Here is a 14,016-nt window from a genome sequence, read left to right as displayed (position 1 = left end):
CGTCGGTCAGCAGGACCGAGGTAGGCGATGAGATGAGGGTAAAAGACATGGCGCTATCCGAGTTGGTGCCTTGCAACAGAAGCCAAGCCGAGGAGCATAGCGATGGTATCCTCAATGCGGCATTCCACTGAGCGAATGCCCGGCGGCCAGTTCATATAGCTCCGCCTGAGATCGAACCGTGGCAGACGATGTAGGCACTCCAGTACGCCGGGGGGGATCTGCACGCGCGGGCTCGGGTGCTCGAACACTACGGTGCATCTAGGCAGCGCAAGCACAACCGCTGCCCAAGCGTCCGTATCGGCGAACATCCCCATATGGGCCATTCTTGGGACTTCCTCCAGCGGGCGCGGATGCACGCAGTGTCCAACGAAGATGGGCGTATCGACCTTTCCGTAAAATGCGTGCCAGAAGCCATTGGACCAGAAACAGCTCATAGGACCGAGAAAGACGGGCTCGGTTGCTTGGGAATCGATGAAGGGCCAGTCGTCATCCTGTAGGTCGATCCAGAGGACGGAGGGCGACGTTGACGATGCCTGGGCAGCGTCGGCCTTGATGCGGGAAAACTTGCGGGCCACGACCTCGCCAGAGCCACTCTCGTGGGGACGCGGCCTTCCTGCGGGCTGGACATCATGCTCTAATATCGTTACGCCATCGTAGCGGCGCGGAGTATGTGTGAGAATTTCACCTCGATTGAACTCAGCAAACAGTCGAGCTTCGTCTCCGTCCATTTGCTTAGCCTTGACTTCTACGACAAGCTGTTCGCCATCGAGAAATGTGGCCCGAAAATCCGGTCTCACCGTGCGTCCAAGGATACGTTCCACGCGCGCCCCGGCTTCAGCGAGGTAGCCCGCAGTGCGGATCTCTGCCAATTGCGCCGCGCAGTTTTGATGGTCCCGCTCCGACGCAAGGGTACGGAGGTGTGTTGGAAGCCAGTCGACTGCGGAAGATTTGAGCTCAAGAAGCGCTCGAATGGCCCAATTGGTGTTGGACAGCGCGTCGAGGCTGTCGCGATTGTAGACGCTGTCGTCCGTGGCCAAAAGTAGGCGACCAAGAGGATGAATCTTATGGCTAGAATCGTTGCGGAGATTGGCCAAGACCTCCACAAGCATGTCGTCAGTGAGGACATGGTTCAGATGGGTGCATCGGTGCTTCAGCAGTCCGCGACGAATCGCTGCGCTGTCGGGGCCGAACGGGTGTGTCATAGTCAGAGGGCTCGCCTTTTCATTCGCCTAGCTATCAGTCGATTGGTCAACCGAAGCCGCCGGACCAGGTCTGTCTAGATCGTCGCCTTCTATAGCCTCCCCCACGGAAAGTCTCATGAATCGGCCCTGCGCCGCAAGGCTCAAATGCTGTCCGACGCCATAGGAGAGCTCCGTCTAGCACCGGCGGTAGTCGCCGCCTTTCCGCGGGCCGGGGGCGCGGCGGACGCACAGCCGGACGCGTCTCGCATGGGTGACACGGCGCGGGCTGCGTCATCGGGAGGCTACCAGACACATACCGGTCCGTTCACAACCTCGGATCGAACGGGCTGTCGAGGGGGCTGCGGACGGCCAGGCCGCCGCGGCTCAGTACGTGCTTGGTAGTCGAGAATTGACCCACCTCTGGTCGCGAGGCCGGTTCACCCCCCGGTTCACGGTGGTCGCGTCGAACGCGCCGCCGGCGCGTTCGGGATCGAGTCGGTGGGGAGCGTGCGGGCCGCGACAGGGGGCGAGGTGCGACGCTGGGGGCTGCATCGCGCACGGCCGTACCGGGTCTACCGTCGGCGGTTCCAGCCTGATCCTCGCGTTGGCAATCGGCAGCACGTGTGCTCGTCGCCGTCGTACCAGGTGGCGAGGCGGAAGAAAACGTAGGGGGCGTGGCGGGAGCCCAACCCGGACTACTTCCTAGTACTACAGCCGTACTTGCGGGCCATCTGCGGCTGTAGGCAGGCGGACGGACAGGGATTTTTCGACGATTTTGATGCCTACAGCCGCACCTCGGACTAAGTACGGCTGTAGTACTAGGTGATCGCGTAGGTCGCGCTGCTCAAGCGGCGCGGCCGGTCGCTGCGCCCCCTGCGCAGTCTGGCGGTCATGATGCGGGACTACCCGTGCAAGCCGCTGCTCGCAGCGGTGCGGATCGCGACGCACTACGGGCTCGACGACGTGGATCGGCTCGAGAGCCTGGTGCTGCGCTGCGTCGCCGGCGACTTCTTTCCGCTGCCGTCCGAGGCGGAACTAGCTCAGCTCGGCGGTGCTCGATCCGAGCCCGACGCCTATTCTTCGCCCAGAAGCACGAGGATGTTGTCGCGCAGCTCTCGCTTGACCCGCTGCCGGTTTGGGTCGTCCTCGTAACCGGCTGCGACAGGTGACACCTTGATGACCCCTTTGAACATCATGAGAGCGTCGATGGTTCGTTCGGCCTCATGGTCGTCCAAGTCGCGCCGGAAGTGCACAACCAGGCCTTTGATGCTCATTGCTGCCCCACTCTCCGGCCGAAGTCCTCCATGGTTACCCGAAGCCCCATGATGTCGCGCAGCGCACCGAGGGCCTTTGTGCGTCGCTTGTAGAGCGTAGAGATAGGTAGCCCCGCATCTTCTCCCACTCGGGCCATCGGGATCCCATCCAGATCGTGTGCCACGAGAACAAAGCGCAGCTGCGGCTCGAGCTCGTTCACCGCGTCGATGACGTCCGAGCTGATGCTGTCGGATTCCATCGCAGCAGCGGCATCCGGTGCTGGATCGGCTACATCGATGAAATCGACTAGCTCCTCCCTGCGGTGCTGCATACGCTCGTGATAGTGCGAGGTAACGTGTACGGTGATTGCGTTCAACCAGCGTTCCGGCCTACCACGCTTCGGATCGAACCTGGGCCAGCTCTCCCAGGCGTTGAGCCAGACTTGGCCTGCAACGTCGGTACGATCGCACCGTGGGACCCCCAGCCTCCCCAGCCAGCGCAGCACGGCGCGTACCACCGACGGGCAAAACAGGCGCGCACACGCGGTGGCGCGCTCGTCCTCATTCGACGGACGACCCATGGCTCCACTCTCCCCCGTGGGCAATCGCCAGTAATCTGATGATGCCGCGTCTCCGCACACATGCGGCACCGGCTCGCGGACTTCCCCATAGGCGTCCGCGACCAAAGGAAGACGTCAGCCGTACCTGCTCAGTTGCCGGAGCGGTGGCATGGTCGCCAGCAGGCTCCTGATGGCGTGTAGCTGCGAGGCGCGGCGGCGCTCATCCATGGCTCCCTACTCCCGGAAGTGTCGTGTTTAGCGGAGAGCGCTCTGCTTCCTCCCAATCGGCCCCGTTGCGGGAGGTCGCCCCCCCTTCGTCACGCTGTACCGGGAAGCTCGTCAGCGTGGCAGCGCGCCGGACGAGCTCTGTCCCCGTGGCGGCGCGGACAGGGAGCGGCGACCTAAGACGCGGCTGCGGAGGCGGCGGGAGCTTCGCGCGCGGGCTCCTGGCCGCAAGCTCGGGAGACGGCACCACAGGCGGAGGAACGTCGAGCGCGCGGGCAGGTATCGTGGGCGGAGTCGTCGGCGCCGAACTCTCGCGCTTGGTCAAGGGCTCGCCGACCTGGATCGCCACGGTCTCCTCGGCGTCCGTCCGGTGGTCGTCGTGCAGCCGCCAGAGGCGCTCCCAGTACCGAGCAGGCGTGCCAGTGAAGGCATCCAACTGCCGAGCAAGGCCGGGCGTCATAGGAAGCTCGCTCCTCAGCAGCCGCTCCACGTCCCTCGGCTCCAACCCGGTGCTCTCGGCCAGCTTTCTCCTCCACGAAGGCATCGTCGCGCAGAACGACTCGAGGACCCTTCCTGGCCAGGGGACGGGGCGCGCGCGGTCGACTGTCGACTCTGCGAGCGCCGCGTCGACGTGACAGTCCAGAAGGCGCTGGTATCGGTCTCGCTCCCCCGCCAGCTGCTCCTTCGCATCGGTGAGGGCTGGTAGAGTAGCCCCCGGTCAACTACCCCGGGGGCCCTCGCCAGATCCGGACAAGGAGATTTCCACCATCCGGCTCTTCCGCCGAGAGGGCTCAGGGAGACGTCCAGAGCTGGACGCGGATCTGCGGTCTAGGCAACGGGAAATCCCGCAGCAGTCCTTGAAACCGCTTCCAGTTCAGGTGCGCACGCTGGCTCCGCCGGCATAGCCACTTGTGCCATGCCCGTTCGGTCGCACGGATCAGGAGCGCGATGCTCCGCAGGTTTCCATTGACGCCGAAGTAATTGCGGTGCCCGACGATGCGCCGTGTGAGCGCGGCGTGCTGTTCCTTGACCGGCCGGTGCCGATGGCGTCGGCAAAAGTCGGCGACGGCCGTGATGGCCCGTCGGAGGCGCGCCTTGCGTGTCTTCATGCTCGGCATCCATCGACCCGATCGGCTTCGCCGCCAGTAGTGCGTGAAGCCGAGGAAGTCGAAGGTCGCCGGACCCTTACCCCCAGGTCCCGGGTTGTCCGGGCGCCCGAAGGGCAGAAGGCGGGTCTTGTCCGGATGCAGCTTCAGTCCGTACCGCTCGAAGCGCCGCGGTAGCACCTCCATCACCCGCTTCGCTTCGTCCTCCCTCTCAAAGCCGATGACGAAGTCGTCGGCGTATCGGATCAGGGTAGCCTTACCCACGAGCCGCGGTTGGACGTCGCGCTCGATCCACAGATCGAGCACGTGGTGAAGGTAGACGTTACCCAGCATCGGCGACAGGACCGAGCCCTGCACCGTCCCATCCTCCGGCGCGGAAAACTCCGCACCGTCGAGGACCCCTACATGCAAGCACTTGCCGACCAGCCGCAACAGCGACTTGTCGGCGACCCGGACCTGGAGCATCTCCATCAGCTTCTTGCGGTCGATGCTGTCGAAGAAGGATTCAATGTCCGCCTCCAGGATCCATTCCACCCCGCCGAGCAGCATCCGGTTCAGAGCTCGCAGCGCGCCGTGCGCGCTGCGACCGGGCCGAAACCCGTACGAGACGTCTCGGAAGACCGGCTCGTAGACGACCTCCAGCACTTCACGCACCGCGGCCTGGACGATCTTGTCCTCGGTGCACGGGATGCCGATCGGGCGCGTCTTGCCCCGTTCCTTCGGGATGTGCACCCGCCGGATGGGCTGGTGCCGGTAGCGCATCGACTTCATCCGCGCGTGCAGATCGCCGACGTTGCGCTCCAGGTCCTGCCCGTACTGCTCCTTGGTGATGCCATCCACGCCCACCGCAGCGTCCTTACGAAGGCTGCGGTACGCTCGCTGCAGCGCCTCCCCGTCGATGAGGTGCGCCAGCGCGAGGAGGACCCCTTCCGGGTCTCGCTCCGCTCTCTCCCTTACCTTCAACAGTCCCGGTGACATGGTGTTCGCCGTCGTGGCAGCGCTCATGGTTCCCTCCTGAAGTTCCTCTCGACACGGGTCCCCTTTGCTTGACGGGCTCCGGTGCCCTCCGTTCGCCCGCGTCGTCGCTCGTATGGGACCCTCCGACTCCCTCGTCTCCTTCGGCTTCGGCTCCGGTTCCCCTTGCTGTGGGCCTACCGCGAGGCGGATGCGTATTTCCTTGCGGAGCCCGCTGGGCTCGGCTGCGAGACACGGGCATCCGCGGCGTGTCTCGCCCCGGGGACGGATCACCGGCTCCCCGTCGTACCGGCGTTTCTCGTGGAGAGACGAGGGCCTCCCAGGTGCCTGGGCCGTCCTCTTGCTGCGCGCCGCAGCCAGCTACCCCGCCGGGTGCGTCCCCCCTTCCCGCCCTTGCGAGGTAGGACGCTGTTGCCTTCAGGCAGGAGAACGCCCTGGGCACCCGGATGTTGATGAATTTCGTGGCTGGCACGCTGCGGCTCGCTCGCTCGCCTGCCTACGCATCGCCGAGCCCCTCACGGGGTCCGTCGCAAGGCTGGCTTCCGGCTGGTCGGGCGTGACCTTGGCCGGGCGGGATTCGCACCCGCTGGACGACGAAACCCGATTTCAGAAGCTTCCGCTCACTCCTTTCCCTCGGGACCAGCCTTGCCTGGTCGCACCCTCCTCGTCATCGTGCGCGTGCTCGCGCGCCTCGCGAAGCCCGCGCTCTCGTCCCAGCGCTTCGCGCGCGGTGACCGCGAAGCCGATCGCGACGCACGCGATCATCGCGAGCCCGAGCGGCGACACGAGCCACATCGCCCCCAGCATGTCTTCCATGAACTTTCGCCTCCTTGACCTGAGCGTTCTTGTCCGACGCAAGGCGGATCTCGGCGTTGCGCTGCGCGGAAGCAGCGCCGCTATCCCCGCCTGCCTAGCTGTTGATGGGTAGCCGACGGTTCAGCGAAGCTGCCTGAACAGCTCTTCGCGCTCGGCGGCGAGCCGCCCTCGCGGGAACTGTCGCGCGTGGGCCTCGAGCAGCCGCCGAGCCTCGACGTCGGCCATGACGTCGTTGGCCTCGATGGCCCTCCGCGCCTGGTTGACCAGGCTCCTCTCGACCTCGCTGGCGGTCCTTCGAACGGCGCTCGTCGGAGGCGCGGCCCGATGACTTGTCGTCCTCGAGTTCGAGAGAGCGGGCGTGCCGGTCGCCATCGCCTCGCCACGCGCGCTTCCGTGTTCCGTCGGCGACGAGCTCTCGTGCGGTGTTGCCGCGGCATCGGGATCGCCGTCGCCGCCGGCGGGCACCGCGGCGCTCTGGGCGCCATCTCGCCCAGGGAGCACCACGGCGTCCTGCACCGCGGGTGCGGTGGCAGGGGCGCGGACCGCCGCCGCCCTGATCCGCGATTCCAGGTCGTGCAAGGTCGGCACCGCGGAGACGAGCGCGCCCGTCAGCAGGACGAGCGCGGCCTGAACGAGGATCCTCATGCCCAGACGGCGCAGCAAGGCCACCCACGACGCGCGACGGCGGAACCCCCACGCGAGCGGCACGCAGGCGCTGTCGTCCCGTCCGTGAGAGCGCTGCCGCGCTCGCCACCGTCCGCCCTGCACCTCGAGTTCCTCATGCGCCCGCCGGTGTCTCGTCTTGACCGTGTCGAGCGGGACCCCCTGCTCGGCGGCGATCTGGGCGAGCGGGATGTCCTCGAGGTCGTGCTTGATCACGAGATCCCGGTCCTTGGGATCGAGTTGGTCGAGCAGCTGCCGGGCGAGCTTTTCCCGCTGCCGTCTGCGGAGCAACTCTTCCGGCGTGGGGCACTCATCTCGGATCTCGCACTCATCGAACGACGTCAGCACCTCGCCGCGGCAGCGTGCATCACGGACGTGATTGCGCGCATGGTTGACGGCGATCGTGACGCGGTACGGCCCTGGGTCGCCGCCCGGTTCGATCCGCTTGTCAGCATCCAACCCCCGCAGCAGCGCTTCCTGGGCGACATCCTCAGCGTTTCGCGCCGGGACACCGTGGCGCCTGGCCAGGCGCCGGAAGAGCTCGAAGCTGAGGGAGACGGGCGCTGGCTTGGCCACGGTAAGCAGCACACCTGAGGCGGCCCAAACGGTTCAGAAAAATGAGTCGAGGACCAACTTTGGTGGGATAATGTATTCAATTGCATGCATCGAGGCCACGTTCGGCCATGCCTGACGGACGGTTGAACGCATTCCCTCGTCCGACCGCCAATTCTCGCCAAAGCCGTCGAAACGTGGCGGTTTCCTGCCGGTTGACGCCGAGCACCCGGCGTCAGTACCGTCGCTGAATGCGTTCCACTGCGCATTCCCTCTCGATTCTTCTCATGCTCGGGGCCGCAACAGCCTTCACGAACTCGTCCAGCGCGGACGATATCCATCCGAAGGCGGGACCGAGCGACGGGTCGACGGTGAAAGAGCATGTTCGCCGTGGTCTGAGAGCGCGCAAGGCCGGGCTGTGGACCGAGGCATATGCTGCCTACAAGGCGGCTTTCGAGGCCGCAGACGCGGCGACCAGCACCGAGGTGGAGCGCGCGGAGCTCGCCGGCGAGCTCGGCCTTTGCGAGCTTGCGCTGCACAAGTACCGTGATGCGGCCGAGCACCTGGCCAGGAGCCTCGAACAGCGTGAAGCGTTGTCAGAAGCGCTCCAGCAGCGATTCGAGGCAGGGCAGCGCAACGCAGCGCCGCACGTCGCGCGGCTCGTGCTCGGCGTCGATCCGCCCGACGCCGAGGTGCTCATCGACGGTAAGCGCATCGGCCGGACCGCGCGGACCTACACGTTGTTCTTCGAGCCAGGCCAACACATGGTGCGGGGCCGTGCACCGGGCTGCAAGGACGCGCTTCATTACTTTCGCGCCGTGGCAGGCGCGGAGCACGAGTTCACGATGCCGTTGCTGTGTGCGGCGGCGAGCGGCACCAAGGAGGCGAGCGGCACCAAGGGGACCGCGACCGCGACGCCGACCCCCGTGCGCGCTTTTCCCGCTCCGCGCGCGCAGGCCCCCAGCCAGTGGGCTTCCTGGCCGGGGACGCTGCGTGTCGTGGGAATCACGCTCGCGACGGGCACCGTATCGACAGGCGCCATCCTCATGATCAGCGCCAGCAAGCTCGACCAGGATATGAGCGCTCGGCGTGACCAGCTCATGAGCGACCCAAGCTCGAGCTCATCCATGTGCTGGCAAGCGCCAGAGCGCTCGCCGTGCGGCGAGCTGCGGCGCCTGCGCGACGCGCGCAACCTGTCCGACCGGGTGGGTACGGCCCTCGTCATCACCGGCGGTGTGATCGGCGCGGCCACCGCCGCGTCTTTCTTCACCGACTTCGCCTTCCTGGGGCGCACGCCAGCGCAGGATCGGGTCAATGTATCGCCCGTCGTGACCGGGCACGAGACGGGCGTGAGGATCGAGGGGGTGTGGTGACCATGCCGGGTACCGAGGGGATGCGGCCACGGGAACGCCGAAGAGCATTGGCAGCCGCCGTTGCTGTCGTGGTCTGTGCGTGGGGAGCGAGCAGCACGCTGCTGGCTTGCACTTCGTACCGCGACGATTGCTGGGAAGTGATGGAGTGCGTCCCTGCGCCTGAGCCGACTCTCTGTGACGGCGACCCAGCGACGACAATGGCGCTGGACGAGTGCGGCGTATTCGTCAGCCCGTTGTCGGGTGACGACAGGAGCCCTGGCACGAAGGACGCACCGGTGAAGACCCTGCAACACGCGATCGGGCTCGCCGCGAGCGGACGAGGCAACGGCGAGGCAGCGACCCGGCGCGTGTATGCGTGCGGCGGGTTGTTCGAGGAGGGGGTCACGCTGCCTTCCGGGGTCGACCTCTGGGGCAGCCGACTCTGTGATGGCGGCGGCGATTGGTCGTATGAATGGTCGGCCATCGGACCGAAGGCGTCGACCGTCATCGCACCGCTTGCGAGGATTCCGGTGCGGGTCCTCGGGGGTGAAGATGCAGGCATCGCGGGGGGCAACGCGACGTCGTTGATCGTCGGCGTGCGCGCTGTGGCGGCCGACGCTTCCGCGATCGATGGTAAGTCGTCGATCGCGATGATCTTGAGCTCGGGGGCCCGGGCGATCGTGCGGGACAGCCAGATCATCGCGGGCAACGGCAAGGACGGGGAGCCGGGAGAGGACGCGCGCAGCGAACCGACCAGCGACGGCGTGCAGGGGAACGACGGCGCGGACGCCTGCACCGCGGACTTCGCGAAAGGCGCGCTTCCCGTCGTGACGGTGTGCGACGACGGCATCGAGTCGACGGGCGGACCTGGGGGCTACGGCGACCTTGAATCGGGGGGCGATGGCACTGCGGGGCAGCCGGTGCCCGCGGAGACTTCGGAACTTGACGGCCATGCGGGGCTCGGCCCGGATCTCACGAGATGCACCGACGGCGGCGATGGCGCACCCGGCGCCCACGCTGAGCGCGCGGGTGGCGCCTTGGGTCCAGGATTCCTCAGCGACGATGGATGGATCGGTGTCCGTGGTGAGGACGGGAAGAAGGGCGGCGTCGGCCAGGGGGGCGGCGGCGGTGGCGGCAGCAAATCGCGCGGCGAGATGACGGCGTGCCCGGCGGGCCGACCTCAGGCCGGGGCGGCCGGCGGCTCGGGAGGAAGCGGGGGCTGCGGCGGCCAGGGAGGCAAGGGCGGCGGCTATGGCGGGGCGAGCATCGGCATCATTGCGTTGCAGGGGAGCGCGCTGACGCTCGATCGGACGGAGGTATTCGCGGGCAACGGCGGCCGCGGTGGGGTCGGCGGAACGGGCCAACCAGGCGGCGTTGGGCTTCAGGGCGGTTGGGGTGGGGTCGGCTATGGCGACATGTGGCCTGCGTGCAGCGGCGGCCGTGGAGGCAACGGCGGTCGCGGAGGCGATGCCGGAGGTGGTCTCGGTGGCCCTTCGTACGGCGTGGCGTCCATCGCTGCCTCCGTGAGCTTCGGGCCGGACGCGCCTGCGAAGGCCGGAAGAGGTGGAGACGGCGGACTGGCCGGCAATGCCGCGCCTGATGACCACGTCGGCAGGGGCGTGCAAGGCGACTCCATGTCTTACCGTCAATTCGACGTCCCCGATCCCCCACCGCCCCAGTGAATGTCCCCCCATGCACGACACGACATCGAGGGAGAACGATGCGAACCACAAGAGCGATCTATCTGTCCCCCGCGCTGCTCCTCGTCGCGGCCGGCTGCGGCACCGCACCGGGTCCCAACGAGCCGGGCGGAACGGGCTGCGACGGCACCTCCTCGTGTCAGGGTGACGCGCCGACAGAGTCGTTCTGTCTCGAGCGCCTCGCCGCGGACGTGTGGGAGGATGGCTGCGGGGTGTTCGTGGCCGGCGTTTGGGGCGACGGCGACGACACGAACCCGGGTACGAAGGAGCGGCCCGTGCGCACGTTGCAGCGCGCCGTGGAGCTCGCACGTACCGGACGAGGGCGCGTGTTCGCATGCGCGGACGGCTTCTTCGGGCCCCTCACGCTGCCTTCCGGCGTGGATCTCATCGGCGGCTTCAGCTGCATCGACTGGGATCGCATGCTCGACACGCGCTCGCTGCTTCAGATTTCAGCTATCGACGGCATTGCCTTGTTCGTCGTACCGGCGAGCGCCGGAGATACGGGAGCCGCGGACGGTGTATCGACGATCGTCGACATGCGGTTCAAGTCGGGCGGCCCGATCGGAATGCTCGTGCAATCCGACACGGTCGTGGAGCTCATCCGCAGCGAGGTTGGCACGTCGTACGGCTGGGCAGGTCATGATGGGGGGCGCGGGCCACATCGTGCAGCGGACGGACCGGATGGCCTGTATGGTGACGATGCGTGCTCGGCGGATACCGTACTCGGCGGCTCGGCGGTGGTGAATCCGTGCGACGGTGGAATCCCGAGCGTTGGCGGCAAGGGAGGCGACGGGCTCCCCGACGGCGCGGAGGACGGGAACGACGGGGAGCCAACGCCAGAGCCAAACTCCAGGCAGGGTGGCTGGGGAGGAGGCGGGGACGTGCCCGGCGCCCAGTGCAGCAATGGATCCCCCGGGCTCTCCGGCATGATCGGCGCCGTCGGCGCCGCGGGTCAAGGCATCGGACGCATCACCGAGACAGGCTGGGTGGGTGAGTGGGCAAGCGACGGCGGCAGGGGGATGCCGGGTCAAGGAGGCGGCGGGGGCGGCGGCCGTCGAGGCGAACTCGCGGTGTGCGGCGTGGCCACCAAGGGAGGCGCCGGCGGCGGTTCCGGCGGCGCTGGCGGCTGCGGTGGCAGGGGTGGCCGAGGGGGCGAAAACGGGCACCCGACCATCGGCATCGTCGCGCTTCATGCCAAGGTGACGCTGCGCGATAGCGTCATCACGACCATCGACGCGGGGCCGGGCGGCGACGGCGGGGAGCCCGAGGAAGGTGGCAAAGGCGGGCGAGGCGAACTCGGCGGCGCCGTGGGGGACGGCACGTGGTCCTGTCAGGGTGGCAACGGTGGCCGAGGGGGCGATGGCGGCTATGGCGGCCCCGGACGCGGCGGCGACTCGATCGGCATCGCCTACCTCGACGAGGACCAGCTCACGCTGGAGGGCGTCACCTACGAGCTCGGTCCGCCGGGCAAGGGCGGCATCAGCTGGGGCTGGTCGGGCGAGACGATCACGGGGGAGGACGGCATCAAGGTCGAGACACTGCGCTTTCCTGAATAACCGGATTGAAGCTTACCGCAGCGAGCTATCCGGCTCGATAGAACCGGGCGCGGAGGCCGAAGGTCCCGTCGGCGAGCTCGGCCCGCTGTGGAGGGTTCGAGCCCGGTCCGCTGCGCTTCATGCTCTGCCAAATCGCTTGGGATGTCGGTGAGTGTCGAGGCTGAGAGCATCACCGGCTTACCATGCGTCTGAAAAAAGGCAATCGTATAGCCTGGCCTCTCCGAAACGTCGTAGATTGGTCGCCACGTCCGGCACGACCACGTTGCCGACCTCCGGCGGCATGCGCTCGTATCCCCATGTCGCTTCGATCTCTTGGGCGATCCCTGCAGCGTACGGCTGCTCATCGGGCGATAGCTCAAAGGAGATGACCTGCCGCGTGGGTTTGTCTTCCATCGAAGGTGGTTCGACAAGCTCGGGCTTGACCAGCTTGATCAGCTTGCCAACCCAGGCGGGCAGGATGTAGGCCGTGTCATGGACGAAGATGGTGACGGCACGAGGTGGCGTCGCGCGGAGCGATTTCTTCCTCTCGATCCCCTCGAGATCATCGACGAGGCGCGAGCTGTAGACGATGTAATAAGGGACCAGGAAGCTCACCCTCAATTCGATTGCATGTCGGTGTTCTCCGGTGGCCTTCGGAAGATAGAGAGATCCGGAATAACAGCTGTCGTGACTTCCCATCGCGAGATGAGCTGAGAAATTGTCGACCTCGTTCTCGGGGAACTGCTCACGCAGGCGCCGCAACATGCCAAGCCACTGTTCGCAATCGGCGCCGGCTCGGCGACGGGCGTCCACCAGCCGTCGATCCTCTTCTGTTTGCACGCGACCAAGATCCTCGTACGGAACTCGCCGAGGGTAGTGGCGATATACGACGCTGAACAACTCCTCGACCCCGTGCTTCATGGCTGTGTGACTCTGGACCCAGCCACGCGCTTGCGGAGGCTGATGTCCATCTCATCCTTTAACATGGTACAGTAGATTCCTCGCGGAATAGTGGGGTTTGCCCTCATTATTTTACGCGAAGCTTTGGTCGCCACGTCGGCACTGATGCGCGCGGCCTCGTCTGCTGGAATCTGCCCCTGAGATCTGTTTCGCAGTGGCATCCCGAACGTCATCTGTGGACATTCCCAGAACTCCGGATATATCTCAACCCACCGCTTGACCTTCAGAATAACGGTGGCTTTTTGCCAGCCTCCCGATTCGCCTGTTCCGTCGTCGGGGATCGTCGTAACGAAACTGAAGATGGTTGGCGAGAAGCCGTTCACTCCGGCTGGCGGACACTTCGAACTGCAAATGTCGCTACAGAATACGTAAATCTGGCCGTCTCCAGCGGTGTCACCGGGGCCTGAGCATGTGCCGTTTGTCGGACTCTCCGAGCTGTCTTTCGGGCGCTCTTCTTCCTCTTCGTCTGAGCCATCCGTTTTGTTGCACTGGATCTTTTGCTCGCTGGCGCCTTGCCGTTCTCCCGATGGCACATTTCCGAAGTCACCGGATGCGCTGGAGCTGAAGACCGGAACGGGCTCCGAACCTGGTCCCGCACCTGCGCCCGAGGTCCATTCGTCGCGAGGGTAGCAGTCTCCCACCGTCCAGTTACATGCCGCCAACACCCAGGCTGCGATAGCTGCAATGAGAAACGGACTCGTTCTTGAGCTCATCTAGAACTCCATCGCATCACGGGGCCGGCAACAACAACGACGGATGCGTAGCCTGTTAGAACAAGACTTCTACCATCGATCCAATCAAGGTTGGCGCTCGCCGATATGCCCAGCGGCCCCGCAAAGTACGCGCTGGCTTGCGCATGTCCGCCCACCGCCATCCCGGCAACCTGTCCACACAAGGCGCTTCCGCACGCTGGCATGAAATAGAGCGCAACCGATGGGCCCACGTTAATGTCGCCATCCTTCCAGCTATATCCAAGGGCAACGGAGGTGTGATTGTAAACGCCGGGCCCACCTATCTGGATTGGAGGCACGACGCTGCACAGATCATGAACCTTCAACAGGAGGTTCTTTTCAAGGTGCCACGATACCCCAGCATGCGGGCCTACCGCGAAGCGCGGCGCAGTGCCAGCCTGGATCCA

11 protein-coding genes and 1 pseudogene are annotated in these 14,016 nt (G+C 66.1%); 3 read left to right on the top strand and 9 right to left on the bottom strand.

Annotated features, from left to right (window positions below):
- Window positions 1–53 precede the first annotated feature (53 nt).
- The 7 genes and pseudogenes from WMF14_RS04320 to WMF14_RS04290 form a co-directional block, all read right to left on the bottom strand.
- Window positions 54–1,202 (bottom strand): hypothetical protein, encoded by a 1,149-nt coding sequence (locus tag WMF14_RS04320; RefSeq protein WP_437798920.1) that lies wholly within the window; start codon window positions 1,200–1,202, stop codon window positions 54–56.
- Between the two features lie 1,052 nt (window positions 1,203–2,254).
- The gene (locus tag WMF14_RS04315) at window positions 2,255–2,455 is read right to left on the bottom strand and encodes a hypothetical protein (RefSeq protein WP_437798919.1); all 201 of its coding nucleotides are present in this window, start codon (window positions 2,453–2,455) and stop codon (window positions 2,255–2,257) included.
- A complete protein-coding gene (locus tag WMF14_RS04310) occupies window positions 2,452–3,015 on the bottom strand; it encodes a sigma-70 family RNA polymerase sigma factor (RefSeq protein ID WP_437798918.1) in 564 nt (187 codons plus the stop codon). Before WMF14_RS04310 ends, WMF14_RS04315 begins: the two co-directional genes overlap by 4 nt.
- A gap of 995 nt (window positions 3,016–4,010) precedes the next feature.
- A complete protein-coding gene (gene ltrA / locus WMF14_RS04305; RefSeq protein ID WP_437798916.1) occupies window positions 4,011–5,330 on the bottom strand; it encodes a group II intron reverse transcriptase/maturase in 1,320 nt (439 codons plus the stop codon).
- A gap of 576 nt (window positions 5,331–5,906) precedes the next feature.
- A complete protein-coding gene (locus WMF14_RS04300) occupies window positions 5,907–6,116 on the bottom strand; it encodes a hypothetical protein (protein WP_437798915.1) in 210 nt (69 codons plus the stop codon).
- A 120-nt stretch (window positions 6,117–6,236) separates the two neighbouring features.
- Window positions 6,237–6,761 carry a hypothetical protein gene (locus tag WMF14_RS04295; protein WP_437804465.1) on the bottom strand — a complete coding sequence of 175 codons (525 nt, stop codon included), beginning with the start codon at window positions 6,759–6,761 and terminating at the stop codon, window positions 6,237–6,239.
- A 180-nt stretch (window positions 6,762–6,941) separates the two neighbouring features.
- Window positions 6,942–7,355: pseudogene (locus tag WMF14_RS04290) on the bottom strand (RNA polymerase sigma factor); the annotation flags it as partial.
- A 263-nt stretch (window positions 7,356–7,618) separates the two neighbouring features.
- Here WMF14_RS04290 and WMF14_RS04285 point away from each other — a divergent pair.
- From WMF14_RS04285 to WMF14_RS04275, 3 genes are all read left to right on the top strand, one after another.
- The gene (locus WMF14_RS04285) at window positions 7,619–8,704 is read left to right on the top strand and encodes a hypothetical protein (RefSeq protein WP_437798914.1); all 1,086 of its coding nucleotides are present in this window, start codon (window positions 7,619–7,621) and stop codon (window positions 8,702–8,704) included.
- Window positions 8,705–8,979: 275 nt separating this feature from the next.
- Window positions 8,980–10,365, top strand: coding sequence for a hypothetical protein (locus tag WMF14_RS04280; RefSeq protein WP_437798913.1), 1,386 nt, complete (start codon window positions 8,980–8,982; stop codon window positions 10,363–10,365).
- A 38-nt stretch (window positions 10,366–10,403) separates the two neighbouring features.
- Window positions 10,404–11,939 carry a hypothetical protein gene (locus tag WMF14_RS04275; protein ID WP_437798911.1) on the top strand — a complete coding sequence of 512 codons (1,536 nt, stop codon included), beginning with the start codon at window positions 10,404–10,406 and terminating at the stop codon, window positions 11,937–11,939.
- A 177-nt stretch (window positions 11,940–12,116) separates the two neighbouring features.
- On the opposite strand, the gene WMF14_RS04270 is transcribed toward WMF14_RS04275, so the two are convergent.
- Entirely contained in the window at window positions 12,117–12,758 is a 642-nt protein-coding gene (locus WMF14_RS04270; RefSeq protein WP_437798910.1) for a hypothetical protein, read from the bottom strand.
- Between the two features lie 77 nt (window positions 12,759–12,835).
- Complete coding sequence (locus WMF14_RS04265; RefSeq protein ID WP_437798908.1) at window positions 12,836–13,591, bottom strand: hypothetical protein; 756 nt, start codon at window positions 13,589–13,591, stop codon at window positions 12,836–12,838.
- Window positions 13,592–14,016 lie beyond the last annotated feature (425 nt).

The organism is Sorangium sp. So ce693, from assembly GCF_051521375.1.
GTDB lineage: Bacteria > Myxococcota_A > Polyangia > Polyangiales > Polyangiaceae > Sorangium > Sorangium atrum.
The sequence above is the reverse complement of the archived record's forward strand: the minus strand, read 5'-3'. Positions and strand labels throughout refer to the sequence as shown.

What these genes read in the sequence shown, in the direction of transcription:
- WMF14_RS04320 (WP_437798920.1), bottom strand. Translation starts at nt 1,202, where the DNA reads ATGACACACCCGTTCGGCCCCGACAGCGCAGCGATTCGTCGCGGACTG.
- WMF14_RS04315 (WP_437798919.1), bottom strand. Translation starts at nt 2,455, where the DNA reads ATGAGCATCAAAGGCCTGGTTGTGCACTTCCGGCGCGACTTGGACGAC.
- WMF14_RS04310 (WP_437798918.1), bottom strand. Translation starts at nt 3,015, where the DNA reads ATGGGTCGTCCGTCGAATGAGGACGAGCGCGCCACCGCGTGTGCGCGC.
- ltrA (WP_437798916.1), bottom strand. Translation starts at nt 5,330, where the DNA reads ATGAGCGCTGCCACGACGGCGAACACCATGTCACCGGGACTGTTGAAG.
- WMF14_RS04300 (WP_437798915.1), bottom strand. Translation starts at nt 6,116, where the DNA reads ATGGAAGACATGCTGGGGGCGATGTGGCTCGTGTCGCCGCTCGGGCTC.
- WMF14_RS04295 (WP_437804465.1), bottom strand. Translation starts at nt 6,761, where the DNA reads ATGAGGATCCTCGTTCAGGCCGCGCTCGTCCTGCTGACGGGCGCGCTC.
- WMF14_RS04285 (WP_437798914.1), top strand. Translation starts at nt 7,619, where the DNA reads ATGCTCGGGGCCGCAACAGCCTTCACGAACTCGTCCAGCGCGGACGAT.
- WMF14_RS04275 (WP_437798911.1), top strand. Translation starts at nt 10,404, where the DNA reads ATGCGAACCACAAGAGCGATCTATCTGTCCCCCGCGCTGCTCCTCGTC.
- WMF14_RS04265 (WP_437798908.1), bottom strand. Translation starts at nt 13,591, where the DNA reads ATGAGCTCAAGAACGAGTCCGTTTCTCATTGCAGCTATCGCAGCCTGG.